The following is a 24,797-nucleotide window of genomic DNA, read 5'->3' on the forward strand; positions in this document are numbered from 1 at the left end:
TTAGCTTACCATGACTCGTTACAACAAAGTATGAGGATTGTCAGGTAAAAGTAACACTTTCCTTCACGCATTATTTACCGGCACAGGATCACTCACGTTGACCGCGCAATGCCGGGCTGGTACGAAGCATATCAATTAAAATATCCACCAACAGAGGAGATTCCTGCTTCAGGTTGAAGCTGCTCGGCATAAATAACCAGTTTTCCATGATACCGGAAATATAAGCGCGCGTTACAATAGCGGCCCGCCTCACGTGAAGATTGATAGGCAGTAACCCTTGGCGAATACAATGCTCCAAGTTTTCTTCTATTTGTAGATAACAATCAAGATACAATTCTTTACGTCCGTTGTATAATGGCACCATTTCCCCGACAAATTCACACTTGTGAAAGATTATTTCCATCATTGAACGCCATCCTGGATCAGACTCGGTGAGTCTCAGGATATAAATCAGCATTTCTCGCATCACATGCAGTGGATTATCGGGAAATTTTGTCTGATACTCGGTTTTGAAATCAGTAATTTTAGACTCTGCTCGCGCCCAAATTTCATCAAAAAGTTCAGCTTTGTTTTTGAAATGCCAATAAATAGCGCCACGGGTCACACCAGCAGCAATTGCGATGTCAGACAATGATGTAGAAGAAACCCCACACTCAGAAAAAAGATGTAGTGCAGCATCCATTATTTGGATTTTTGTTTCCTGAGCTTGTCGTTTGGTTTTTCGTGCCATAGCGCCGCTTTTACAAAAAAGTGCGATTTACATACATTCGAGAATGTATGTAACATAGCATGAGTATAACATTACCGCAGCAATGGGTTTAAAAGCTTGTGATCCATTGACCAATTTCAAATCGGACACTTGAGGTTTATTTATGAACAAAAACAGAAGGCTTACACCTCTGGCAGCAGTGCTGATGCTTTCTGGCGGCTTAGTGCTCACGGGATGTGATAATAAAGGGAACCAACAGGGGGCACATCAAAGCCTTCCTGAGGTCGGCATCGTCACGATAGCTGCACAACCTCTCAATATCACAACAGAACTCCCTGGGCGCACGAGCGCTTATCGTATTGCAGAAGTTCGTCCTCAGGTAACCGGTATTATCCTGAAAAGAAATTTCGTAGAAGGCAGCGATGTCAAAGCAGGTTCATCGTTATACCAAATTGATCCTGCTACCTATCAGGCACAGTACAATAATGCCAAAGCCTTACTGTCTCAGGCCCAGGCTAACGCAGCAATCGCTCATCTGACAGTTAAGCGCTATAAACCCTTGTTGGGTACCAATTACATCAGCAAGCAGGATTATGACCAGGCGGTTGCTACTGCTCGTCAGGATGATGCATCAGTAGAAGCCGCAAAAGCGTCTCTGGATTCAGCACAGATCAACCTGGCTTATACGCGGGTGACCGCGCCGATCTCCGGTCGAATTGGTAAATCAACCGTCACTGAAGGTGCGTTGGTTTCCAACGGTCAGTCCACAGCTTTAACAACGATTCAGCAGCTTGATCCAATCTATGTTGACGTAACCCAATCCAGTAACGATTTTTTGCGTCTAAAAAAAGAGATGGAAGACGGCACACTGGAGCAGAGTAATGGGAAAGCCAACGTCCGATTATTACTGGAAAATGGGACTGAGTATGCCCAAAAAGGTACGCTGGAATTTTCTGATGTCACTGTAGATGAAACCACCGGTTCTATTACTCTGCGAGCCGTATTTCCCAATCCACAGCATAACCTGCTGCCAGGTATGTTTGTGCGTGCGCGTTTAGATTCCGGTATAAACAACAACGCCATTCTGGTACCTCAACAGGGAGTAAGCAGAACACCACGCGGTGATGCCACGGTAATGGTGGTGGATAAAGATAATAAAGTGGAAGTTCGCTCGATTGTCGCCGCTCAAGCGATTGGAGACAACTGGCTGGTGACATCCGGTGTTAAATCTGGTGATCGCGTGATTGTTTCTGGCCTGCAAAAAATCAGACCAGGCATCCAGGTAAAAGCCCAGGAAGTGACTTCCGATAATACCCAACAACCTCAGGCACAACCCGCTAAGTCTTAACAGGAGCCGGTAATCGATGGCTAAGTTTTTTATAGATCGCCCCATCTTTGCATGGGTAATCGCCATTATGGTGATGCTTACCGGGATGCTGGCAATTGTTAAACTGCCCGTTGCGCAGTACCCGACTATTGCACCACCAGCAGTACAAATCACCGCATCTTATCCAGGTGCTGATGCTAAAACACTTCAGGACAGTGTAACGCAGGTTATCGAACAGAATATGAATGGCATCGATAATCTGCTGTATATGTCTTCCAGTAGTGACTCGTCAGGTACGGCGCAAATTACTCTGACCTTTGATGCCAAAACCAATCCCGACATTGCTCAGGTTCAGGTACAAAATAAGTTACAGTTAGCAATGCCGCTGCTTCCTCAGGAAGTGCAAGCGCAAGGTGTGAATGTTCAGAAATCCAGCAGCAGCTTTCTGATGGTTATCGGTTTTATCAGTGATGATAAAAACATGACTCAGCAGGATATTGCTGACTACATAGGCTCCACTATTAAAGACCCAATCAGCCGTGTAATGGGCGTAGGTGATACTGAGTTGTTCGGTGCCCAATATGCCATGCGCATCTGGCTCGATCCTAACAAGCTGAATAACTATCAGCTCACCACATCAGATGTGGTGAGCGCCATTACAGTGCAAAACAACCAGATTGCCGCTGGTCAACTGGGTGGTGCTCCGTCCGTTCCAGGGCAAAAACTGAATGCATCCATTATTGCACAAACTCGCCTTAACTCTCCTGAACAGTTCTCTAACATAATCCTTAGGGTCAATAAGGATGGCTCTCAGGTGCGTCTTAAAGACGTAGCAAGAGTAGAGCTGGGGGGGGAAAGTTATAGTACTGTCGCACGCTACAATGGCCAGCCCGCCTCTGGTCTCGGTATTAAACTTGCTACTGGGGCCAATGCGTTAGATACCGCCACTGCTGTAAAAGCGGAAATAGCAAAACTGCAACGACAATTCCCGGCAGGAATGAAGGTAGTTTACCCCTATGACACCACACCCTTCGTTACGATTTCGATCAACGAAGTAGTGAAAACCCTGATCGAAGCTATCGTTCTGGTGTTTTTGGTGATGTATCTGTTCCTGCAAAACTTCCGTGCAACACTGATTCCTACTATTGCGGTGCCGGTAGTATTGTTGGGGACTTTTGCGATTTTGTCTGCGTTTGGTTATTCGATTAATACACTGACAATGTTCGCGATGGTGCTAGCCATCGGTCTGCTGGTAGATGATGCCATTGTTGTCGTGGAAAACGTCGAGCGCATAATGACCGAAGAAGGTCTGTCACCCAAAGAAGCAACACGTAAATCGATGGGGCAGATTCAGGGGGCATTGGTCGGCATCGCGCTTGTTCTATCAGCTGTATTCGTTCCTATGGCTTTCTCTGGCGGTTCAACCGGGGCCATCTATCGACAGTTTTCTGTAACCATCGTGTCAGCCATGGTGCTTTCAGTGTTAGTGGCGTTGGTTCTAACCCCTGCGCTTTGTGCCACAATTCTGCAGCCAACCCATGGTCACGATGAAAAAAGAGGCTTATTTGGTTGGTTCAATAAGCTATTTGGAAAAAGCACCAATCACTATTCTGACAGTGTTGCCAGAATATTGCACAGTACCGGCCGCTATGTTCTCCTTTATATGATTATCGTGGTGGGCTTGGGGCTACTGTTTACACGGATACCAAGCTCTTTCCTACCAGAAGAAGATCAAGGGGTTCTGTTGACCATGGTGCAATTACCTGTCGGGTCAACACAGGAAAGCACACAGAAAGTTCTCGACAAAGTAAGTAATTACTATCTGGAACATGAAAAAAATAACGTTAACTCCGTTTTTACTGTTAATGGCTTTGGTTTTGCTGGTCGAGGCCAAAACATGGGTCTGGCGTTTGCCAGCCTGAAAGACTGGAAGGAACGTCCTGGTTCGAAAAATAAAGTTAGTGCTATTATCGGAAGGGCTTACGGCGCACTTTCACAGATTAAAGAAGCGTTGGTCATCCCTTTTAATATTCCGGCTATTGTTGAGCTAGGCACTGCCAGCGGATTTGACTTCGAGCTCATTGACGAGGGTAATCTTGGCCATGAAAAATTGATGGCAGCTCGTAACCAGCTGTTGGGAATGATTGCTCAACATCCTGATACGTTGATACGCGTACGTCCGAATGGCATGGAAGATACGCCGCAATATCGGATTGACATCGACCAGGAGAAAGCAGAGGCATTGGGAGTCTCGATTTCTGATATTAACTCAACGCTTTCTACTGCATTGGGTGGTAGTTACGTCAATGACTTCATCGATCGTGGCAGGGTGAAAAAAGTTTATGTTCAGGCTGATGCCCCTTTCCGTATGCTGCCCAAAGATATCCAGAACTGGTATGTCCGTGGCACATCAGGGCAAATGGTCCCTTTCTCCGCATTCTCATCAGCACATTGGGAATATGCCTCACCTCGTCTGGAACGCTATAACGGCTTACCTTCTGTTGAACTGGTGGGTGAAGCCACTCCAGGTAAGAGTACTGGTGAAGCAATGGCAATGATGGAGAAATTGGCATCGCAATTACCGAAGGGTATTGGCTTTGACTGGACCGGGATGTCTTATCAGGAACGTTTGGCTGGTAACCAGGCTCCTGCATTGATCGTTGTTTCAGCCATTGTCGTGTTCTTATGCCTAGCAGCGCTGTATGAGAGTTGGTCTATCCCATTCTCAGTTATGCTGGTTGTTCCTCTTGGTGTCTTGGGTGCGGTTATTGCAACCAGCATGCGTGGCTTGGAAAATGACGTTTACTTTAAGGTAGGGTTGCTGACCACCATCGGGCTTTCAGCGAAGAATGCTATTTTGATCGTCGAATTCGCCAAAGATCTGATGCAAAAAGAAGGTAAGGGTTTAATAGAAGCAACGTTGGATGCCAGTCGTATGCGTCTACGTCCTATTCTGATGACATCACTGGCCTTCATTCTCGGTGTTCTTCCGCTCGCTATCAGCACGGGGGCTGGTTCTGGCGCTCAGAATGCTGTCGGCACCGGTGTGATGGGGGGGATGATTACGGCAACAATACTCGCCATCTACTTTGTGCCTGTATTCTTTGTTGTCGTTCGACGCCGCTTCGATAAAAAGAAAGATAATGATGCGGCAGATCAATCTATAGAACACCATTAAAAATATCTATTAGTAGTGATTAAAAGGCCGCTGACGCGGCCTTTTTTATTCGCTACTTAAAAGTAGTGTTCACCACCAAAACACCTACACCCCTTGCCTTGAAGCTTCAAACCATATTTCTACATCTTCGTTTTCTTTCACTTTAAAATCCAATTGTTGATCAATCAGTGAAAAAAGAGCAACATGAAGGTTATGTTATAACATATCCATTAACATCTTTATAAAGCCCGTCATCCAGACGAACTATCGTACAAAGGTATTTTATGACATCAGTGATTGTATTTTTTTACCAGGTAAGTCCAGCGAAGATTAATGCATAACCCATTAAGCGGAAAGGAAAGATATATATCTATACCCAATAGATTTCAAGATGCAGGAAGACGGCAAAAGAGAGTCTCAATGAGCGTACTCAGGTAAACGAATTCGGGTAAGCGAACACAGCCAACACACCTGCAACTTGAAAGATGACGAGTATATGTTAATGTTGATATTTCCTTTGCCTTACTACGGGAAAACAGAAATAATATTTCACGGTAGGAAGCGCTACCGACGCTCTCGAAATGCTTTGGCTGACTTTTGAAATTCTAGCACTATCCATGCAGGTACTAAGCGCACACCATGCAGCTTAAACACCTCATAAAGATTGTATTGCTGTCCAACGATACAGACATAGCGGTGTAATTTGTAAAACAAACCCTCGATTCCACACCATACGATGGAAAAAAGAAATGGTGATAATGTAGCTGAGCAGATAACCATTAAAGAGAGGTGCCAGTATAGCATTCCGATTTTATTTTAATTATTTATAAAACAATAGGATAAATATTTTTTACTTTTTATTGATACTCATCTGCGAGACAGACATATAAGCTCAGTCAAATAACCGGTCCCCAATCACGGATTAAAGGTAAAAAAAGGTAAATAAAATTAGACAATGGCCGATTAATATACTGCAATGTGGAAAAATGGGGCAACCCCGATAGCAATGTTAGGTACAAAAAATGACACCAAGGTACAAGTAAGACTGATTTTTTTGCTATAGTTAAGACAGAATAATTTTTGATAGTGAAGTTGGGTCATTCTTTAACATTCACCTCATCGCCTTTGTTTGGTCTTCACCCAGTAATTCGAGGCATACTGAGGGGGCATTCTATCTTCTGCAATTCATCACTCTACCTGTTTAGCAGGTGTTAACCCTAGTAACACTGATCGCGGTTTAACGGAGGGATTGAAATGGATGAGTACTCACCTAAACATTATGATATTGCCCAACTCAGATTCTTATGTGAAAATCTGCGCGATGAAAGTATCGCTACGTTAGGTGACAGTAGCCATGGCTGGGTTAATGACCCTACGTCGGCTGTCAATCTTCAGCTAAATGAACTTATTGAACATATAGCTGCATTTATTGTCACCTATAAAATTAAATACCCGAACGACGAAGAACTTTGCGAGCGGGTTGAAAAATACCTAGACGATACCTATATTCTTTTTAGTAACTATGGCATCAATGATGGCGAGTTACGTAGATGGCAGAAATCTAGGTCACAATTATTCAGAATGTTCTCGGAAAAGAGCATCTGTGCGGCAGTCAAAACTTAAGCAATAATTTGTCTTATACTTATTCTAATCCAGGAAAATTCATAAAGGTTATTATGAAAAAAATCGATTATTTGATGCGTTTACGTAAATGCACCTCCATCGACACACTTGAACGTGTTATTGAAAAAAACAAGTACGAACTTTCAAACGACGAGTTAGAAATGTTCTATTCTGCAGCTGACCACCGCCTGGCCGAGCTGACTATGAATAAGCTTTATGACAAGGTTCCTGTTGCTGTTTGGAAATACGTACGCTAGTTGTTAATTAATTGCGAGAACATTAGCAGCGCTAAATACACTGGGCCGGTATCAATATCGGCTTTTGTTTTTATAGGCTATGTAGTGTTATAGCAAAAGTTGTAACAAACTGTATGGGAGAATTGATAATGTACTGTTCTACTTTTAAATTATGACTTAACCAATACAGACAATATAATCACTTCTTTTTTGTCAAAAGCATCCTATCAACAGCATTGATAAATAAAAATCTTGTTTTTTTATCTTATGTGATAAGAGTACCAGAAACCATTTACGACTGAATAACGATTAAAGAACCACTGTCGTTAATCACGAACGGAGAAAAGCTGAATTGATATTGCAGAAATGGTGGGGGCCCTGCCAGCTACATCCCGGCACACACATCGTCTGCTGCGGCTGCTTCCTTCCGGACCTGACCGAATTCACAGAGTAGTGTTGCGGGAGAACCGACAGAGCCCCCATTGACAGCTCAACTAGTGTAAAGCGGAGGGCATTATCTGTGATGGATTATGTAATTGCAAGCCTACATCATCTAATCGCTGTTTTCTTACTCATTACTCGTATTATACTTCCTGTTTTATCATCTAAATCAGTATGAGACTTACAATGCCTAACAATAAGGATAATTTTCGTCAGCGCGTTTTTCATATTGTTTCGGCCATTCCCTATGGAAAGATTGCCACCTACGGAGATATTGCATGTTTGGCAGGCTCCCCACGAGCAGCTCGTCAGGTTGGTGGAATATTGAAAAACCTCCCTGAATGCACCAAGCTACCATGGCACCGGGTTATTAATCGTAAAGGGGAAATATCGTTGATAGGTAACGACTATCTGCGACAAAAAAACGCCCTTGTAGCTGAAGGGATCCAATTTGATGAAACAAACAAAATAAATTTACATCTCTTCCGTTGGCAGTACACATCCTAGATTTCTTTCAGAGTGATGCACCATCAGAGTCGTGACTCAAGGTTATTACGCTGAAGTTAAATAAACAGATCATGCAAAGAATTATTATAGGTTATGCATCCGTATTGCCAGAGGTTTAGTTGGAGCAGGCCTTGCGATACAGGCCCTGTGGGTTGAGGCCCCTATCATAACGACAGTTCCCCTCCCCAGTGAGTATAATTGAAAATGTGATAACGCCCAATGTAGATCATAATTTCATGTGGCAGGTCTCTTTTTCTTATTGTCTGATTATAATCTCCTCATGTGGAACTCTCTTATAGCTACTATTCCAGTCAATTTTCTTTTTTATAGACATATTATTAATAAGGATAAAACTATGAGTCAGGCATTGCAGAACCTGCTTAATCTGCTTAATTTGGAGAAACTTGAAGAGGGGCTATTTCGCGGACAAAGTGAGGATCTTGGATTACGGCAAGTATTTGGAGGACAAGTTGTAGGACAGGCACTTTCAGCTGCGAAACAGACAGTTCCTATTGAACGATTCGTTCACTCCTTTCACTGCTACTTTTTATTGCCTGGAAATAGTCAGAAACCGATCATTTATGACGTAGAAAAACTACGTGATGGAAACAGTTTCAGTACCAGACGTATTCGCGCCATCCAGAATGGAAGGCCTATTTTTTATATGACTGCCTCTTTCCAAAACAGAGAGGTCGGATTCGAACACCAAAATGTCATGCCTCAGGTCCCACTACCAGAGGGGCTACTTTCCGAACAAGAGATTATACGAAGCATATCGCATCTGTTACCTGAACAATTCAGCGACAAGTTTACTCGCGAAAGGCCCATTGAGATACGTCCGGTAAAATTTCACAGCCCTTTCAAAGGCGAAGTAGAGAAACCATTCAGGAATGTATGGTGCAAAGCCAATGGCGACATGCCGGACGATGAACGGACACACCAGTATCTGTTGGGCTACACGTCAGATTGTAACTTCTTATTGACGGCATTACAGCCTCACGGTGTTGGGTTTCTGGAACCGGGAATGCAAGTCGCTACCATTGACCATTCAATGTGGTTCCATCGCCCTTTTCGCTTAGATGATTGGCTGCTTTATTCGGTAGAAAGCACTTCTGCTTCTGGGTCCAGAGGATTCGTCCGCGGACAGTTTTACTCCCGTGATGGTGTCTTGGTTGCCTCCAGCGTTCAGGAAGGTGTAATACGCCGTCATAGTGTTTGAAATTCAGACATAAAAAACCACCTACTAGAGGTGGTTTAATGGCAAAGGCGTGAAGTCACACGCCTTGGGATAATTAACGATTACTGGTTGTATGCATTCTCACCATGGCTGTTCACATCCAGACCTTCGCGTTCCTGTTCTTCCGGTACGCGCAATCCAACAGCCATATCCGCAACTTTGAAAGAAATAAATGCGGCGACGCCAGACCATACAATACAAACGACGACGCTGAATAGCTGCACCCACACCTGATGAGTCATGGTCACACCTTCAGCATAGCCCGTACCACCCAGTGAGGCAGAAGTGAATACACCAGTCAGGATGCAACCGACAATACCACAGACGCCATGGACACCGAACACATCACACGGATCATCGACACGTAACCATCTCTTCAATACCGTTACGCCCCACAGACCAGCGAAACCTCCAGCCAGACCGATAATCATTGCACCGCCGATACCAACAGTACCTGCAGCAGGCGTGATAGCCACCAGACCGGCGATACAACCAGAGCAAGCGCCCAGCAAAGAAGGTTTGCCTCGAGCGACCCACTCACCAAACACCCATGCCAGAATAGCGGCCGCTGTTGCAATCACAGTGGTCAAGAATGCCAGTGCAGCGATATTGTTGGCACCGCTGGCCGAACCGGCGTTAAAACCAAACCAACCAATGTACAAAATAGCGCAACCGATACATACCATTGGCAAGTTGTGTGGTTTAAATGCTTCTTTACCAAATCCAACACGTTTACCCAACAACAATGCGCCAACCAGGCCAGCAACAGCAGAATTAATATGCACCACCGTACCACCGGCAAAATCCAGTGCACCATCAGCCGCCAGATAACCACCCCCCCAGACCATATGTGTCATCGGCAGGTAAGACAGCGTGAACCAAATCGCAACGAAAATCAGCACAGCAGAGAAACGGATACGTTCTGCAATAGCACCAATAACCAGACCAACAGTAATACAGGCAAACGAAGCCTGGTAAGCGACGTGAATAAACTGGTAGAACGTCCCGCTCTGCGAGTTAATATTAATGCCATTCAGCATAAAGTTAGTCAGACTACCGAAAAACGCATTGCCGGAACTAAATGCAATACTATATCCATAAACTACCCACAGGATACAAACTAAAGCAAACGACACCATGACTTGAGTCAGCATGGATAACACGTTTTTAGAACGGTTTAAACCACCGTAAAACAATGCAATACCAGGTATAGTCATGAAAAGTACCAGAGCGGTACAGATCATCATAAAAGCGTTATCCGCTTTATCAATAGCAACTGTATCTGCCATCGCCCATGTGGGGAGCATGGCTGCCACACCGAGGCTCAACGAGAAAGAAAGTTTCTTCATTTTTCACTCATCCCTATTCATAAAACCAAATCAGGTAGTTGTTATAGTGCGGCTTCGTCAGTTTCGCCGGTACGGATGCGGATAACACGCTGTAATTCAGCGACGAAAATCTTACCGTCGCCAATTTTTCCGGTATAAGCCGCTTTACTGATCACATCAATGACCTCATCAAGCTGATCGTCAGCAATAGCAATATCGATTTTCACTTTCGGTAAAAAGTTAACACTGTACTCTGCACCACGATACAGCTCCGCATGCCCTTTTTGACGTCCGAACCCTTTCACCTCAGTGACGGTAAGCCCCTGGATGCCCACAGAAGATAAAGCCTCACGTACATCTTCCAGCTTGAACGGTTTAATCACTACAGTAACCAGTTTCATCCTCATCTCCCTAACCATTAAGTCCAGGCCTTCGCCCGTCACTATCAAATGTGTATACGCCACCAATAAAGCAAATGGTGTGCCATAAAATGATTTATCTTAATCAAAGCGGTAAAACATGACAGGCTCACGTTAACAAACAGATGATGGTTTATAATATGAGCACTAGAGAAGAATATAGTACATTTCGGTAGCACTATTTTGGTGCAATACGCTTAATTGCAGTGCATCTTAAGGAGGCAAAAAAGAAACAGCTGCTAATTTATGGTGCGTGTCTTTGCACTGAAGAAATACTACAGGGACTCAAGAGAGCTCGGTAATAGTCTCATGTCGTTCCGTGGCTGTGAGCTCTTTTCCCGCCAATTGCAGTTGATACATTTGATAATAGCGACCCTGAAGGGTAAGTAACTGTTCATGTGTACCCTGCTCTGCCATCTTTCCATGATGGAGCACCAGGATGCTATCTGCATCTACAATGGTCGATAGCCGATGTGCAATCACAATCAGTGTGATTTGTTCGCGGATAAGCTTTAGTGCCTGTTGAACAGCCTGCTCCGTCCCGGAATCAATATTAGCCGTGGCTTCATCAAGGATCAGGATCTTTGGCGCTTGCACCAACACTCGGGCTAACGCCAATAACTGTTTCTGTCCCACAGAAAGGTTATTGCCCTGCTCTCCAATACGACTATGAATACCTTCCGGCATTCGGCGAACCAGTTCGGCAAGCTGAACAGCTTCCAGTGCTGCCCAGACTTTTTCTTCACTGATAGCACGCCCTAATGCCACGTTAGCGTACATTGAATCCGCCAACACCACCGGATCCTGCTGTACCATAGCCACATTATGGCGCAAAACCTGATGAGACAGTGTTGACAATGGTCGGCCGTCAAGACGAATCTCCCCACTATCAAGCGGGTAATATCCCATCAGCAAATTTGCCAATGTACTTTTACCGCTACCAGTATGCCCGACCAATGCAACAAAGCCGCGTTCGGGTACGGTAAAAGAGATATGTTGTAATACCGGTTTCCCTGCATGGTAGGAAAATGTGACATCATCAATATCAATACGCCCGCTGGTGAGCATCTGTTGATCGCTACCGTACTGCTGCTGAGCACCATCCATCAGTTCAAAAATTCGCTCACCCGCCACTACAGCCTGCTGCAACATAGATTGTTGCGTCGTCAGTTCTATCAATGGTTCATTCAAACGCCCCAGATAGTTAACAAAAGCATACAGAACCCCGACGCCAACAGAGCCGATGGAACTGAAACCAAACTGGATCAATAGACCACATAGCACCAGCGCTGAAAACAGGCTCATCAGTGGACGCAACAAAAAGCCGTTCAACCTCAGTGTTTGCACACGTGTCTGATAATGTAACTGACTTGCAGCATTCAGCTTTTCACCGAAACGGATTTGCTGACGGAATTGCTGGATGACATTCATACCATTAATAACTTCATTAAAGCCGTCATTAATATCTGCCAGATAGCTGCGCATCCGACGAACGATCGGCGTGCTGTAGCGTTGATAAATTATCATCACAATGATAACTGCCGGGAAAATAGCTAAAACCACTAAAGCCATACGCCAATCCAGGCTGAACATTGCCACCAGCATTGCACCAATCAAAGCAGCACTGCGTAATACGGTGGAAACCACCATCACATAAAGATCTTTTACCACTTCAGTATCATTGGTGACACGGGAAATCAGTTGCCCAACAGGTTGTGTATCAAATGTAGACAGCGGCTGGCGCAACGCAGCATCCATAACATCAATTCGCAACTGCTGCACCACGCCAACCGAAACACGGTTGAACACGATGGCCTGAAAATAGTGCAATGTTGCAGCCAACACCTGCAAAAGCACATAAGCCACGGTCAAGCCCGTGACTATCAACAGCGGGAACTTCCCTTTCGCTACCAGTTGGTCAATGAAATAACTGACTAATGCTGGTCCGGTGACTTCAGCCGCAGCAGCAATCCATAACATCAACACACCTTGCGCTAGTGGCTTACGCCATGGAGAACCATACGCAAGCAACCGTTTCAGCGTCGGCCATAATGGATGGGAATTATCCATCTTTCCTTTCCCCATCAACAGGTAAGTCGTCCAACGCCGCTTCCAATTGCTGATAACGATACATATCCCGATACCAACCTGCCTGCTGTGATAGCGCCTGATGATTTCCTCGTTGCACAATACTTCCCTGCTGAAGAACTAAAATTTCATCGGCATTGGTCAATGCTGAAAGCCGATGAGCACTGATAATTAACGTTCGTTTTTCACCCCACTGGCGAAGGTTGTGCAAAATGCGATGCTCAGTACGACCATCAATAGCTGACAACGCATCATCCAGCACCAATATCTCAGCTTTTAGCAACAAGGCACGGGCGATGGCAATACGCTGCTTTTGCCCCCCAGACAACATCACCCCCTTGTCTCCGACTTCAGTCTGATATCCTTGAGGTAAACGTAAAATATCGTCATGTACACTGGCTAAACGAGCTGCCTCTTCGATTTGCTGCTGAGTAGCACCCGGTCTTCCCAATGCAATATTATTCGCGACTGTATCAGAGAACAGAAAGGGCGTTTGTCCGACAACAGCAAAGCGATGACGCAAGTCATCCAGCGATATCTGACGTAATGGCGTCTGGTGATAATGAATTTCGCCCTGCTCAACATCGAAATAACGCAAAATTAACGACAGTAAGGTACTTTTCCCTGAACCGGTCTGACCACATAATCCCAGAACATCGCCTGGTTTCAAGGTAAAACTAACGTGGTTAAGCACCGATTGAGTATGGTCGGGATAATGGAATGATTGAATATCCACCACCAAGGTTCCTGCGCTTGCGGGAAGTGAGCAGTTACCATCTGCAACAACCGGCTCCTCCGCGAGTAACTGTCGTATACGGCTGTACGCTGCGCTACCTCGCTCAACGATATTGAACATCCAGGCCAGTGCCAACATCGGCCAAATCATCAGTCCTAAATACATCACAAAGCTGGTTAATAGCCCTAGCGTCAACGAACCATTAATCACGAGCCAACTCCCCCCACCGATAGCCAGCAAGTTTGAAAAACCAACCGCAATATAAATAGTGGGGTCAAAGCGGGCATCAACGCGGGCAACATGGATATTTTTTTCCCCCGCATCCGCAGCAACCAGAGCAAAGCGATGTGACTGATAATCTTCCAGACCAAAAGCTTTAATCATTCGGATACTGGTCAGGCTTTCCTGCGTTTGATCGTTCAATGAGGAGAACGCCGCCTGCGCCGCTCTAAAACGCTGGTGGAGCTGCGTACCATAATACTTGATTACCATTGCCATTATCGGCATTGGTACTAATGCCAATAACGTCAGTTGCCAACTGATCTGAGTACACATTACAACCAGAACTGCACATCCCATCACCAGTGAATCAACCAGCATCAAGACACCTTCACCCGCAGCAAACACTACACGATCCACATCATTGGTGGCGCGGGCAATCAAATCACCTGTACGGTGATGCAAATAAAAAGCGGGATTCTGGCGACTTAACTGGCAATAAAAATCTTTGCGCAGTTCTACCGCCAACTGGTAGGACGCACTAAACAACAACACGCTCCATAAGTACCGGAGCAGGTAAATAACAATTGCCGTAAGCAGAAGAATACCAATCCACCGAGTGATAGCTGCAGCAGACATGGTATTTTGAGTAACGCCATCAACAATAATTCCAACTACTTTAGGTGGCAATAATTGCAGAATGGCAATAATGATTAACAGTATTACCGCGCTCAAATATCGTTTCCATTCGCGGCGAAAATACCATCCAAGTTGAGTAAAAAGTCTCACGCAGTCTTAATTCCAGTTGCTAAGCAAGCGTCGTTGTTATACTGAACAGAAATATTATACATAAAGCTGATGACTGATAGATTTTATATCTGAAGCGGCAAAGCGGTAGTATGTTTTATACGTTCCATGGCAAAACTGGAAGTTACATCCACCAGACCGGGAATACCATTAACCAGCCGCTTGTAAAAATTATCATAGCTCTTCATATCAGCTACCTGAACCTGCATCAGATAATCATACTCGCCAGCCATTCTGTAAAATGCCAAAACTTCTGGCATATCCGAAACAAAACTGGTGAACTCACGATACCAGGAACTGTTATGCTGCTGAGTTTTCAGCAAGACAAATGCCGTCAACACCAATCCAAGTCGATCGCTATCCAGCAATGCCACACGCGCCCGGATGTACCCATCTTCATCAAGACGCTTAAGGCGTTTCCAGCAAGGTGTCGACGTCAGATTCACCGCATCTGCCAGCACTTGCAATGACAAGGTGCAGTCTTGTTGCAACAACGAGAGTAAAGTACGGTCAGTTTTATCTAACATTCCGTCACCTAATAGAAAATATTTCTCCTATTTAGTACATATACAGTGAAAAAGGCAATCTTTTTTTCCTGAGTAACCGTTACGCTACTGCTATCGTTGCCAACAGAGTTTTTCATTATGACCAACACCTGGATAAAAGAAGCCATCAGCACCATTGAAGCAGACTATCAACGTTCGGCAGATACCCATTTGATCCGTGTGACATTATCAAACTATCCCGGTATTTATTTTTATTTAAAAGATGAGAGCACCCATCCCAGCGGCAGCCTGAAACATCGGTTGGCTCGCTCACTGTTCCTCTACGGCTTAAGCAACGGCTGGATAAAAGAAAACACCCCGATCATTGAGGCATCTTCAGGCAGTACCGCTGTTTCAGAGGCCTATTTTGCCCGCCTGTTAGGGTTACCGTTTATTGCCGTCATGCCTGCATGTACCGCAAAACGCAAGGTGGAACAAATTGCGTTTTATGGTGGCAGTTGCCATTTTGTCGAACAGTCCAGACAGATTTACGCGGTTTCAGAACAACTCGCCCGAGACCTGAATGGTCATTACATGGACCAGTTCACCTATGCAGAACGGGCAACCGATTGGCGTGGTAACAATAACATCGCCGATAGCATTTACCGGCAAATGTCCCGTGAACCATTTCCAGTACCCGATTATCTGGTTATGAGCGCCGGCACTGGGGGTACCTCGGCCACATTAGGACGTTACATTCGCTACAAGGGACTGGATACACAACTGGTCGTCGTAGATCCGGAAAACTCGGTATTTTATGACTGTTATCAGCATAAAGATCCCATGATTACCGGTCAGTATAGCAGCCGTATTGAAGGAATTGGTCGTCCACGTGCGGAGCCGTCGTTCATCCCAAGCGTTATTGATGAAATGATCAAAGTACCCGATGTTGCCAGCATTGCCACTATTTACTGGCTGGAAAGTATTCTGGGCCGCAAAGTCGGTCCGTCCACCGGAACCAATGTCTGGGGGATGTTACAACTGGCTAAAAGAATGGTAGACGAAGGACGCGGGGGTTCTATCGTTACCCTACTGTGTGACAGTGGTGAGCGTTATCTGGATACCTACTACAACCCTTACTGGGTAGCGGAGAACATCGGCGATATTGCACCTTATTTCCAACAATTAGCAGAAAAAACCAATGATGAATGCACGCCGGTTTGATCCCCTGGAATCCTTCGCTGAACAGCGGGAGATTTTTCAGGTACCATATCTTTTTCTATGATACGTGAAGTTATATGACCGATGTTATATAACAGCATGGAGACTCATCCCCGGTAAGGTGAATCAGAATGAAAAGCGCAGTTGTTGTTTTTAGTGGTGGACAGGATTCCACGACCTGCCTGATACAGGCACTGAAGCAATATGATGAAGTCCATTGCGTTACCTTCGACTATGGACAACGTCATCGAGCTGAAATTGAAGTAGCCAAAACGCTCGCACAACAACTGGGGACCAGATCGCATAAGGTGCTTGATGTCGGTTTACTTAATGAATTAGCCATAAGCAGCCTGACTCGTGACAACATTCCGGTACCTGAATTTGAAGCCGACCTTCAGGGACTTCCCAGTACTTTCGTTCCCGGACGTAATATTCTGTTTCTGACGCTAGCCTCAATTTATGCCTATCAAGTTGGTGCCGAAACCGTAATCACTGGTGTTTGTGAAACGGATTTTTCCGGTTACCCAGACTGCCGCGACGAATTTGTCAAAGCGCTTAATCAGGCCATTGCTCTCGGATTGGCCAAAGACATTCGTTTCGTAACACCTTTAATGTGGCTGAATAAGGCTGAAACCTGGGCCCTGGCCGATTACTACCATCAGTTGGATACGGTCAGAAATAATACTCTGACTTGTTACAACGGTATCAAAGGTGCAGGATGCGGCCACTGTGCAGCCTGCCACTTACGCGCCAAAGGTCTGGAAGAATACCATCAGGATCCCGTTGGGGTCATGGCGTCACTGCGCCATAAGACAGGCTTGCAGTAATTATACAAAGACGATCAGATAATGATCACTGCCTAGTCTGAACACCGTCCTTTGATATGACTCTCATCTATTATCTGAGATGGTTATAATCTCAGGCACAATTCGGTCCATTCTCCGGAGAATGGACCGGACGAATATCCCCCAAACGTACTGCCTCAGGGACCCCAGGTAGCAAGCACTGTTTACATGATGAAAATGCCAATATTATAGCCACGAACAGTGATACGGGTTTGTGTTGTCTTACAATAGTCGTCTCAGGAAAGAACCTGTTCAATTGATACGCATGGCAAAGGTTCGCAGCCAGGTGAATCTGCCACACCAGGCCGCGAACAATATCACAGTTTTAAACGAGACAGATTCCGTCCGACCAGCGCGGCACCAATCCCTGGAACCTCCTGGAGTTGTTCTATCTGGGTAAAAGGACCATTTTGCTCACGGTAGGTAACAATAGCTTGTGCTTTTTTCAAGCCGACCCCATTCATAATCGCCGCCAGTTGCTCTGCTGTTGCCGTATTGATATTTACCTCGTCTTCATCGCTGTCAGCTATGATTGCTTTTTCCAGTTTCTGTTTCGGTACAGACGATTTCATAACCTCCGATGATTTTTCCAGTGCACCTTTCTGTTCAACCGTAGTGGCTTGTACCATTACCGTTAAACCAGACAATCCCATTCCAACAATCAGGCAAAGCGCTTTTATTCCTGACTTTTTCATGCTGTTTCCTCCTTGTGTTTGACAGCATCATCACATTGCCGCAACGTCAGATAATCAGCAAACCTCAAAGTTAAAATGTGGAAAAGGCCGCGAAAGCGGCCTTTGTTTATTGCAGAGATTTGCAGATGTTTGCGAGGACGATTACTGTTCCTGGATGACTCTACCCAGTTTGATTGTTGCTTTGCTACGCAGGCTGCTAATCAGCGAATCAAACAGTGTGCCAACAGCCCCTTGTTCAAGCTGGGAAACAAACTGCGTTTTCTGTTGTTCTTCCAGGGTGTGCGGCTTAACGCTATCTAGCGCTACCAACACAATATTACCGGCCTGATCCTGAGCAATTCCATAAGAAGGTTTATCTTTCTGCGGATGTGGCAAAGAGAAAACAGACTCAGCCATCACATCATTCTGAGCAACAGAGGACATAGTTCTTGGTTCGCTGAAACTCAAGCTTGCGGCCTTAAGACTATCATCCTTGCCTTGTTTCAGATCGACCAGAATTTTTTCAGCTTCTACCCGGGCCTGTTGCTCTGCTTTCTGACGCTTCAGGGTCTGAACCACCAGATCATGAACCTGGTCCAGTGGTTGAGTCGTTTCAGCTTTATGATCAGTGATCCGGAGAACAAAAGCACGATCACCATCAACGGTGATGACATCAGAGTTATTGCCCGGCGCCCCATTTTCACCTAACAGGGAACCGCCAAAAATGGCCTGGGTCACCGGCTGGAAATTCAGCGCTGCTGGCGGCTTGTCACGTGTAAACCAACCCGTCGATATAGCTTTGGTGCCTGAAACCTGCTCAGCCGATGCCAAAGATTCATTATCATTGGTGGCAGCGTCACTCACTTTCTGCTGCAACGCATAATATGCATCCAGCGCCTTCTCGCGCTTAACCTTGGCAACCACCTCGTCTCTGACATCATTCAGTGGCTTGATACGCTGAGGCTGAATGTCATCCAACCGAACAATCAGATAACCGACTGAAGACTTGATCGCACCAGATAATTGGCCCTTCTTCGTCAGGTTAGCCTGTTTCAGTTCATCCACCGTGGAATCAGCATCCATCCAGCCCAGATCACCGCCCTTAAGACGAGAAATGACATCTGTCGATTCTTTTTTAGCCAAGGTAGCGAAATCAGCCCCTTTCTTCAGCTTATCCAGAACAGCGTTAGCATCAGATTCACTTTTAACCTGAATCACGCTATATCTCTTACGCTCTGGCTGAGAAAAATCGCTTTTATGCTGATCGTAATACTGAGTAACGGCTGCATCATCTACCGTGGTTTTATCCATGATAGCGGCAGCATCCAGCATGATATAGCTGACTTTAAACTGTTCAGGCGCGAGATAACGACTCTTGTTCTGATTATAGAAGTTCTGTATCTCTTCATCGGTAACCGTTTGGGTTTTCGCACGATCAGCAATATTGATAGTCGCAGTACGAATAGTCCGGTCCTGTGCCGCCATAGAAATCAAGTTATCGATTTCCTTCGGTAACAGAAAATCGGTATTACCTAGTCCATGAATCAATTGCTGTGTAATCAACTGCTTGCGTAATAGTTGAGCGTAAGCATCGGCTGTCAGGCCAAGACGACGAACCTGAGCCAGGTATTTTTCGTTATCAAACCGATTATTGGTCTGGAATGCCGGCACTGCAAAAATCGCCTGTTTAACTTGCTCATCGCTAATGCTCAAACCAAGCTTATGTGCGTACTGATCCAACAACACTTCATCGATCAATTGCGACAATACCTGATTACGCATCTGCTTCATGTAACCATCGTTACCAGCCAAAGCGGAAAAATTTTCCCCCAGCATTTCCTGCTGACGGCTACGCTCGTTCTGTACCGATTGCTCCAGTTGAGCACGGGAAATTTCCTGTCCATTAACCTTCGCAGCATAATCACCTGAACCACTAACCAGGTAACTGCCTACGCCAGTCAACACAAATGAACCGATGATCAAGGCCAGAATAATTTTAAGCACGACGTTATTAGCGGCCGCGCGTAAATTGTCCATCATAATGTGACAACACTCCGCTGTAGAATGGATAAAACTCCCTGCGCAAGCCGTAGCCATACGTCCTTGCTATTGCTATAGCCGAAACCGGCTAGGGCGCATTCAACCTTTTGACTGATAATAATAATCCTGACTATCAGTAAAAAAGGCACACCATAAAATGGCGTGCCCTCTATCTTACCCTACCAGTAACTTTGCGTCAGGTAATGTTTCCGGGAGAAACCAGCATTCCCAGAGCTTTTCTGTCCAATGATCAGTTAACTGCATCCTTCAGCACTTTACCGGCACGAAAGCCCGGCACTTTTGCTGCCGGGATACTAATTTCTTTTCCGGTCTGTGGGTTGCGGCCAGTACGTGCTGCGCGTTCACGCACAGAAAAAGTGCCAAATCCCACCAAAGCAACGTCATCTCCTGTTTTCAGAGATTCGGTAACAGACCCAATAATTGCATCTAACACACGCCCTGCTGCCGCTTTGGAAATATCAGCATCTGCGGCAATTTTATCGATCAATTGTGACTTGTTCACACTTTCATCCCCCTCTGAAATCTTGTAATCATGATGTCTTTTTTAAAAACACGATACGTAACTTTATATAGATTCTGCCAAGTCATCCCAAACGTTATCGATAAACCTAACAGTGCTCTAAATTAGCGGTACAAAAAAAGGCTGGCAAGCATCATTTAACTTACCAGCCCTTATTTTATCAATGGTTTTTGCTATAGGTCACTATTTGGCCGTAGCTGTGACCACTTGCATACCATAAGGTGCATTCAGCAATGCTATAGACAGAACTTCCTCAATGCATTTCACTGGATGAATATCCAAGTCAGCAATGATATTCTGCGGAATCTCTTCCAGATCACGTTTATTCTCTTCAGGAATCAACACTGTTTTAATCCCACCGCGATGAGCTGCCAACAGTTTTTCCTTTAATCCACCAATGGGCAAAACCAACCCACGTAACGTAATCTCACCAGTCATGGCCACATCCGCTCGAACCGGGTTCCCCGTCAGACAAGATACCAGCGCGGTACACATGGCAATCCCCGCACTTGGACCGTCTTTTGGCGTTGCCCCCTCGGGCACATGCACATGGATATCCCGTTTCTCATGGAAATCCGCATTGATACCCAGTTTATCTGCTCTGGCTCTTACTACTGTCAGCGCTGCCTGAATGGATTCCTGCATCACCTCGCCCAATGAACCGGTATAGGTCAACTTCCCTTTACCTGGCACACTAGCCGTTTCGATAGTCAGCAAGTCCCCACCCACTTCTGTCCAGGCCAGCCCGGTTACCTGACCGACTCGATTTTCATCATCTGCCCGGCCATAGTCATAACGCTGTACACCCAGAAAGTCCTTCAGATTATCGCCAGTGACTTCAATATGCTTGACAGATTTATCCATCAGTAATGTTTTCACTGCCTTACGGCATAGTTTGGAGAGCTCTCGTTCCAGATTACGCACACCCGCTTCCCGAGTGTAATAACGAATAATGCCAGTAATAGCACTATCCTCAACGGTCAATTCACCTTTTTTCAGTGCATTGCGCTCAATCTGCTTTGGCATCAAATGCTTTTTAGCGATATTGAGCTTTTCGTCTTCGGTATAACCGGACAAACGAATCACTTCCATACGGTCCAGCAGCGGTGCCGGGATATTCATGGAGTTGGACGTCGCAACAAACATCACATCAGAAAGGTCATAATCGACTTCCAGATAATGATCGTTGAATGCCACATTTTGTTCAGGATCAAGCACTTCTAACAATGCCGATGCTGGATCACCACGCATGTCCGAAGACATTTTGTCGATCTCATCCAATAAGAACAGTGGGTTTTTCACCCCCACCTTCGCCATTTTTTGGATCAATTTACCTGGCATTGAACCAATATAAGTCCGTCGATGACCACGGATTTCTGCTTCATCACGCACCCCGCCCAACGCCATACGGACATACTTACGCCCAGTCGCTTTGGCAATAGATTGACCCAAGGATGTTTTACCCACTCCCGGAGGCCCGACCAGACACAAAATGGGCCCCTTGATTTTGCTCACGCGACTTTGAACGGCAAGGTATTCCAGAATACGATCCTTAACACGCTCCAGACCATAATGATCGGTATCCAGCGTTTCCTGTGCCTTAACCAAATCTTTCTTCACTTTACTGCGCGCATGCCAAGGAACCTGGATCATCCAGTCAATATAGCTACGGACCACTGTCGCTTCAGCAGACATCGGCGACATCATCCGCAATTTCTGCAACTCAGCTTCGGTTTTTTCCCGCGCCTCTTTCGGCATATTAGCGGCATCAATCTTACGTTTCAGCGCTTCATGCTCATCGGGCGTATCATCCATTTCGCCCAGTTCCTTCTGAATAGCCTTCATCTGCTCATTCAGGTAATACTCACGCTGACTTTTTTCCATCTGTTTCTTAACGCGGCCACGGATCCGTTTTTCAACTTGTAACAAGTCGATTTCCGACTCCATCATCGCCATCAGATACTCCAGACGCTCAGTCACATCTGACATTTCCAGTACAGACTGCTTGTCCGCCAACTTCAGCGGCATATGCGCCGCTATCGTATCAGCAAGACGAGCTGCATCTTCAATGCTATTCAGTGAGGTAAGTACCTCAGGAGGGATTTTTTTATTCAGCTTGATGTAGCCTTCAAACTGATTAATAGCCGTGCGCATGAGAACTTCTTGCTCACGCTCTTCAATTGCCGGCGAATCCAGATACTCGGCCTGAGCAGCAAAATGCTCACCGCTGTCAGATAACGTCGTAATACGAGCTCGCTGTAGGCCTTCAACCAGTACCTTAACAGTGCCATCGGGCAATTTTAGCATCTGAAGAATGGAGGCTACCGTCCCCACCGAGAAAAGATCGTTAACACTTGGCTCATCCGTTGATGCCTCTTTCTGCGCCACTAACATGATTTTTTTATCATGATCCATGGCGGCTTCAAGGCACCGAATCGATTTCTCCCGACCAACAAACAACGGAATGACCATGTGCGGATAAACCACCACATCGCGCAATGGCAATACGGGGATTTCTATGCGTTCGGAACGCTCAGGGTTCATAGAGCTCTCTCTTAGTTTCATTTCCGCCAGGTTAAGGGAATCTCGTGAAACTCGGTCATCACGGGTTTCACCTCTAGGTATCGAGTATATGGGGATAAATATCTTACATTCAACGACCAGAATACGCGTAAAAACGAATGGGGGGGATAACCCCCCCCCATTTTATCGCTTAGTTTCATTTTTTCGGCTATTTATTCGCCAGATGCCTGCTGAGCTTCCGGTTTACCATAAATCAGCAGTGGTTCAGATTGGTCAGCGATGACTGATTCATCGATCACAACTTTATCAATATTTTCCAGAGAAGGCAGATCGTACATGGTATCCAGCAAAGCAGCTTCAACGATGGAACGAAGACCACGTGCTCCTGTTTTACGAGCCATTGCTTTCTTGGCAATTGCTGTCAGTGCTTCATCACGAAACTCCAGATCCACACCCTCCAGTTTAAACAGTGCCTGATACTGTTTGGTCAAAGCATTTTTCGGTTCACGCAAAATCTGGATCAGCGCCTTCTCATCTAACTCTTTCAATGTCGCGACAACAGGCAAACGGCCAATAAACTCAGGAATCAAACCAAACTTGATTAGATCACCCGGTTCAACCTGGCTTAGCAGCTCACCTTCCGTCACTTTCTGTGACGGACCTTTGACTGTGGCACCAAAACCGATGCCACGCCCAGTATCGGTACGCTGTTCAATAACCTTGTCCAGACCAGCAAAAGCACCGCCGCAGATAAACAGAATTTTAGACGTATCTACCTGTAAAAATTCCTGTTGAGGGTGTTTACGACCCCCCTGAGGAGGAACCGCTGCAATAGTGCCTTCAATCAGTTTCAACAACGCCTGTTGAACCCCTTCACCCGAGACATCACGAGTGATAGAAGGGTTGTCTGATTTACGAGAAATTTTGTCAATTTCGTCAATATAGACAATACCACGCTGTGCCTTTTGTACATCGTAATCACATTTTTGCAGCAGTTTCTGGATAATATTTTCGACATCTTCACCTACGTAACCGGCTTCGGTAAGCGTAGTAGCATCCGCCATGGTGAAGGGGACATCCAGAAAACGTGCCAGCGTTTCTGCCAATAGCGTTTTACCGCTACCGGTTGGGCCAATCAGCAGAATGTTACTCTTACCCAGCTCAATACCATTCTTACTGTCACCGTTCCGTAAGCGCTTGTAGTGGTTGTATACCGCGACTGCCAGTACTTTTTTCGCCGGTTCCTGACCGATGACATAATCATCCAGGTGGTGACGAATTTCGTGTGGCGTTGGTAGCGCACTACGTTCACGATGCGGGGCCACTTCTTTAATCTCTTCGCGAATAATGTCGTTACACAAGTCAACACATTCATCGCAGATATACACTGACGGCCCGGCAATCAGCTTACGAACCTCGTGCTGGCTTTTGCCGCAGAAAGAGCAGTACAGCAACTTTCCTGAACCGTCTTTGCGCTTATCTGTCATCAGTAAACCTCTTCTTTAGTCTCTTGCCCGCAGGACAACCATACAGCGATAGCGTCACAGCGATCACCGACATTTCTAGCCAATACGCGCAACAACGACTCGCACAACAGACTATTCGGCCGAACACTGATTCTAACTACTACAAAC

Annotated in this window: 19 protein-coding genes and 1 other RNA gene; 8 read left to right on the forward strand and 12 right to left on the reverse strand. The window is 45.7% G+C overall.

Annotated elements, in window-relative coordinates:
* Positions 1–88 precede the first annotated feature (88 nt).
* The gene (acrR, locus tag RS889_RS16810) at positions 89–730 is read right to left on the reverse strand and encodes a multidrug efflux transporter transcriptional repressor AcrR (protein ID WP_315708084.1); all 642 of its coding nucleotides are present in this window, start codon (positions 728–730) and stop codon (positions 89–91) included.
* Positions 731–872: 142 nt separating this feature from the next.
* On the opposite strand from acrR, the gene RS889_RS16815 reads away from it, so the two are divergent.
* The 4 genes from RS889_RS16815 to RS889_RS16830 all read left to right on the forward strand — a co-directional run bounded on the left by RS889_RS16815 (position 873) and on the right by RS889_RS16830 (position 7,073).
* Entirely contained in the window at positions 873–2,057 is a 1,185-nt protein-coding gene (locus RS889_RS16815; protein WP_315708085.1) for an efflux RND transporter periplasmic adaptor subunit, read from the forward strand.
* A 16-nt stretch (positions 2,058–2,073) separates the two neighbouring features.
* Positions 2,074–5,214 carry an efflux RND transporter permease subunit gene (locus tag RS889_RS16820; protein ID WP_315708086.1) on the forward strand — a complete coding sequence of 1,047 codons (3,141 nt, stop codon included), beginning with the start codon at positions 2,074–2,076 and terminating at the stop codon, positions 5,212–5,214.
* A gap of 1,233 nt (positions 5,215–6,447) precedes the next feature.
* Positions 6,448–6,816, forward strand: a complete 369-nt coding sequence (gene tomB, locus RS889_RS16825; protein WP_315708087.1) for an Hha toxicity modulator TomB — start codon at positions 6,448–6,450, stop codon at positions 6,814–6,816.
* Positions 6,817–6,869: 53 nt separating this feature from the next.
* The gene (locus tag RS889_RS16830) at positions 6,870–7,073 is read left to right on the forward strand and encodes an HHA domain-containing protein (protein WP_021014990.1); all 204 of its coding nucleotides are present in this window, start codon (positions 6,870–6,872) and stop codon (positions 7,071–7,073) included.
* A 355-nt stretch (positions 7,074–7,428) separates the two neighbouring features.
* Here RS889_RS16830 and ffs read toward each other — a convergent pair.
* An RNA gene (ffs, locus tag RS889_RS16835) (signal recognition particle sRNA small type) lies at positions 7,429–7,525 on the reverse strand.
* Between the two features lie 154 nt (positions 7,526–7,679).
* On the opposite strand from ffs, the gene RS889_RS16840 reads away from it, so the two are divergent.
* Both RS889_RS16840 and tesB read left to right on the forward strand, forming a co-directional pair.
* Positions 7,680–8,000 (forward strand): MGMT family protein, encoded by a 321-nt coding sequence (locus RS889_RS16840; protein ID WP_021014989.1) that lies wholly within the window; start codon positions 7,680–7,682, stop codon positions 7,998–8,000.
* Positions 8,001–8,355: 355 nt separating this feature from the next.
* Positions 8,356–9,219: an acyl-CoA thioesterase II gene (tesB, locus tag RS889_RS16845; RefSeq protein ID WP_315708088.1), complete on the forward strand. Its 864-nt coding sequence runs from the start codon at positions 8,356–8,358 to the stop codon at positions 9,217–9,219.
* 80 nt (positions 9,220–9,299) lie between these two features.
* Here the strand turns inward: tesB and amtB are convergent, their stop codons facing one another.
* The 5 genes from amtB to RS889_RS16870 form a co-directional block, all read right to left on the reverse strand.
* Positions 9,300–10,586 carry an ammonium transporter AmtB gene (amtB, locus tag RS889_RS16850; protein WP_021014987.1) on the reverse strand — a complete coding sequence of 429 codons (1,287 nt, stop codon included), beginning with the start codon at positions 10,584–10,586 and terminating at the stop codon, positions 9,300–9,302.
* A 41-nt stretch (positions 10,587–10,627) separates the two neighbouring features.
* Positions 10,628–10,966, reverse strand: a complete 339-nt coding sequence (glnK, locus tag RS889_RS16855) for a P-II family nitrogen regulator (protein ID WP_002208627.1) — start codon at positions 10,964–10,966, stop codon at positions 10,628–10,630.
* A 303-nt stretch (positions 10,967–11,269) separates the two neighbouring features.
* On the reverse strand, positions 11,270–13,054 hold the full coding sequence (locus RS889_RS16860) for a SmdB family multidrug efflux ABC transporter permease/ATP-binding protein (RefSeq protein WP_021014986.1): 1,785 nt from the start codon (positions 13,052–13,054) through the stop codon (positions 11,270–11,272).
* On the reverse strand, positions 13,047–14,816 hold the full coding sequence (locus RS889_RS16865; protein WP_315708089.1) for a SmdA family multidrug ABC transporter permease/ATP-binding protein: 1,770 nt from the start codon (positions 14,814–14,816) through the stop codon (positions 13,047–13,049). Before RS889_RS16865 ends, RS889_RS16860 begins: the two co-directional genes overlap by 8 nt.
* Before the next feature lie 83 nt (positions 14,817–14,899).
* Positions 14,900–15,361, reverse strand: coding sequence for an Lrp/AsnC family transcriptional regulator (locus tag RS889_RS16870; protein WP_290182067.1), 462 nt, complete (start codon positions 15,359–15,361; stop codon positions 14,900–14,902).
* Positions 15,362–15,478: 117 nt separating this feature from the next.
* Here RS889_RS16870 and RS889_RS16875 point away from each other — a divergent pair, with 117 nt between their 5' ends.
* Both RS889_RS16875 and queC read left to right on the forward strand, forming a co-directional pair.
* A complete protein-coding gene (locus RS889_RS16875) occupies positions 15,479–16,543 on the forward strand; it encodes a PLP-dependent cysteine synthase family protein (protein ID WP_021014983.1) in 1,065 nt (354 codons plus the stop codon).
* Between the two features lie 128 nt (positions 16,544–16,671).
* Entirely contained in the window at positions 16,672–17,367 is a 696-nt protein-coding gene (gene queC, locus RS889_RS16880; RefSeq protein ID WP_021014982.1) for a 7-cyano-7-deazaguanine synthase QueC, read from the forward strand.
* Between the two features lie 335 nt (positions 17,368–17,702).
* Here queC and RS889_RS16885 read toward each other — a convergent pair whose 3' ends face one another.
* From RS889_RS16885 to clpX, 5 genes are all read right to left on the reverse strand, one after another.
* Positions 17,703–18,080, reverse strand: coding sequence for a ComEA family DNA-binding protein (locus RS889_RS16885; RefSeq protein ID WP_021014981.1), 378 nt, complete (start codon positions 18,078–18,080; stop codon positions 17,703–17,705).
* A gap of 141 nt (positions 18,081–18,221) precedes the next feature.
* Complete coding sequence (gene ppiD, locus RS889_RS16890) at positions 18,222–20,099, reverse strand: peptidylprolyl isomerase (protein ID WP_315708090.1); 1,878 nt, start codon at positions 20,097–20,099, stop codon at positions 18,222–18,224.
* A gap of 250 nt (positions 20,100–20,349) precedes the next feature.
* On the reverse strand, positions 20,350–20,622 hold the full coding sequence (gene hupB, locus RS889_RS16895) for a nucleoid-associated protein HU-beta (RefSeq protein WP_021014979.1): 273 nt from the start codon (positions 20,620–20,622) through the stop codon (positions 20,350–20,352).
* 201 nt (positions 20,623–20,823) lie between these two features.
* Complete coding sequence (gene lon, locus RS889_RS16900) at positions 20,824–23,184, reverse strand: endopeptidase La (RefSeq protein ID WP_021014978.1); 2,361 nt, start codon at positions 23,182–23,184, stop codon at positions 20,824–20,826.
* Positions 23,185–23,375: 191 nt separating this feature from the next.
* Positions 23,376–24,650: an ATP-dependent protease ATP-binding subunit ClpX gene (gene clpX, locus RS889_RS16905; protein WP_021014977.1), complete on the reverse strand. Its 1,275-nt coding sequence runs from the start codon at positions 24,648–24,650 to the stop codon at positions 23,376–23,378.
* Positions 24,651–24,797: the final 147 nt, after the last annotated feature.

It is taken from the genome of Brenneria uluponensis (assembly GCF_032395385.1).
GTDB lineage: Bacteria > Pseudomonadota > Gammaproteobacteria > Enterobacterales > Enterobacteriaceae > Prodigiosinella > Prodigiosinella aquatilis.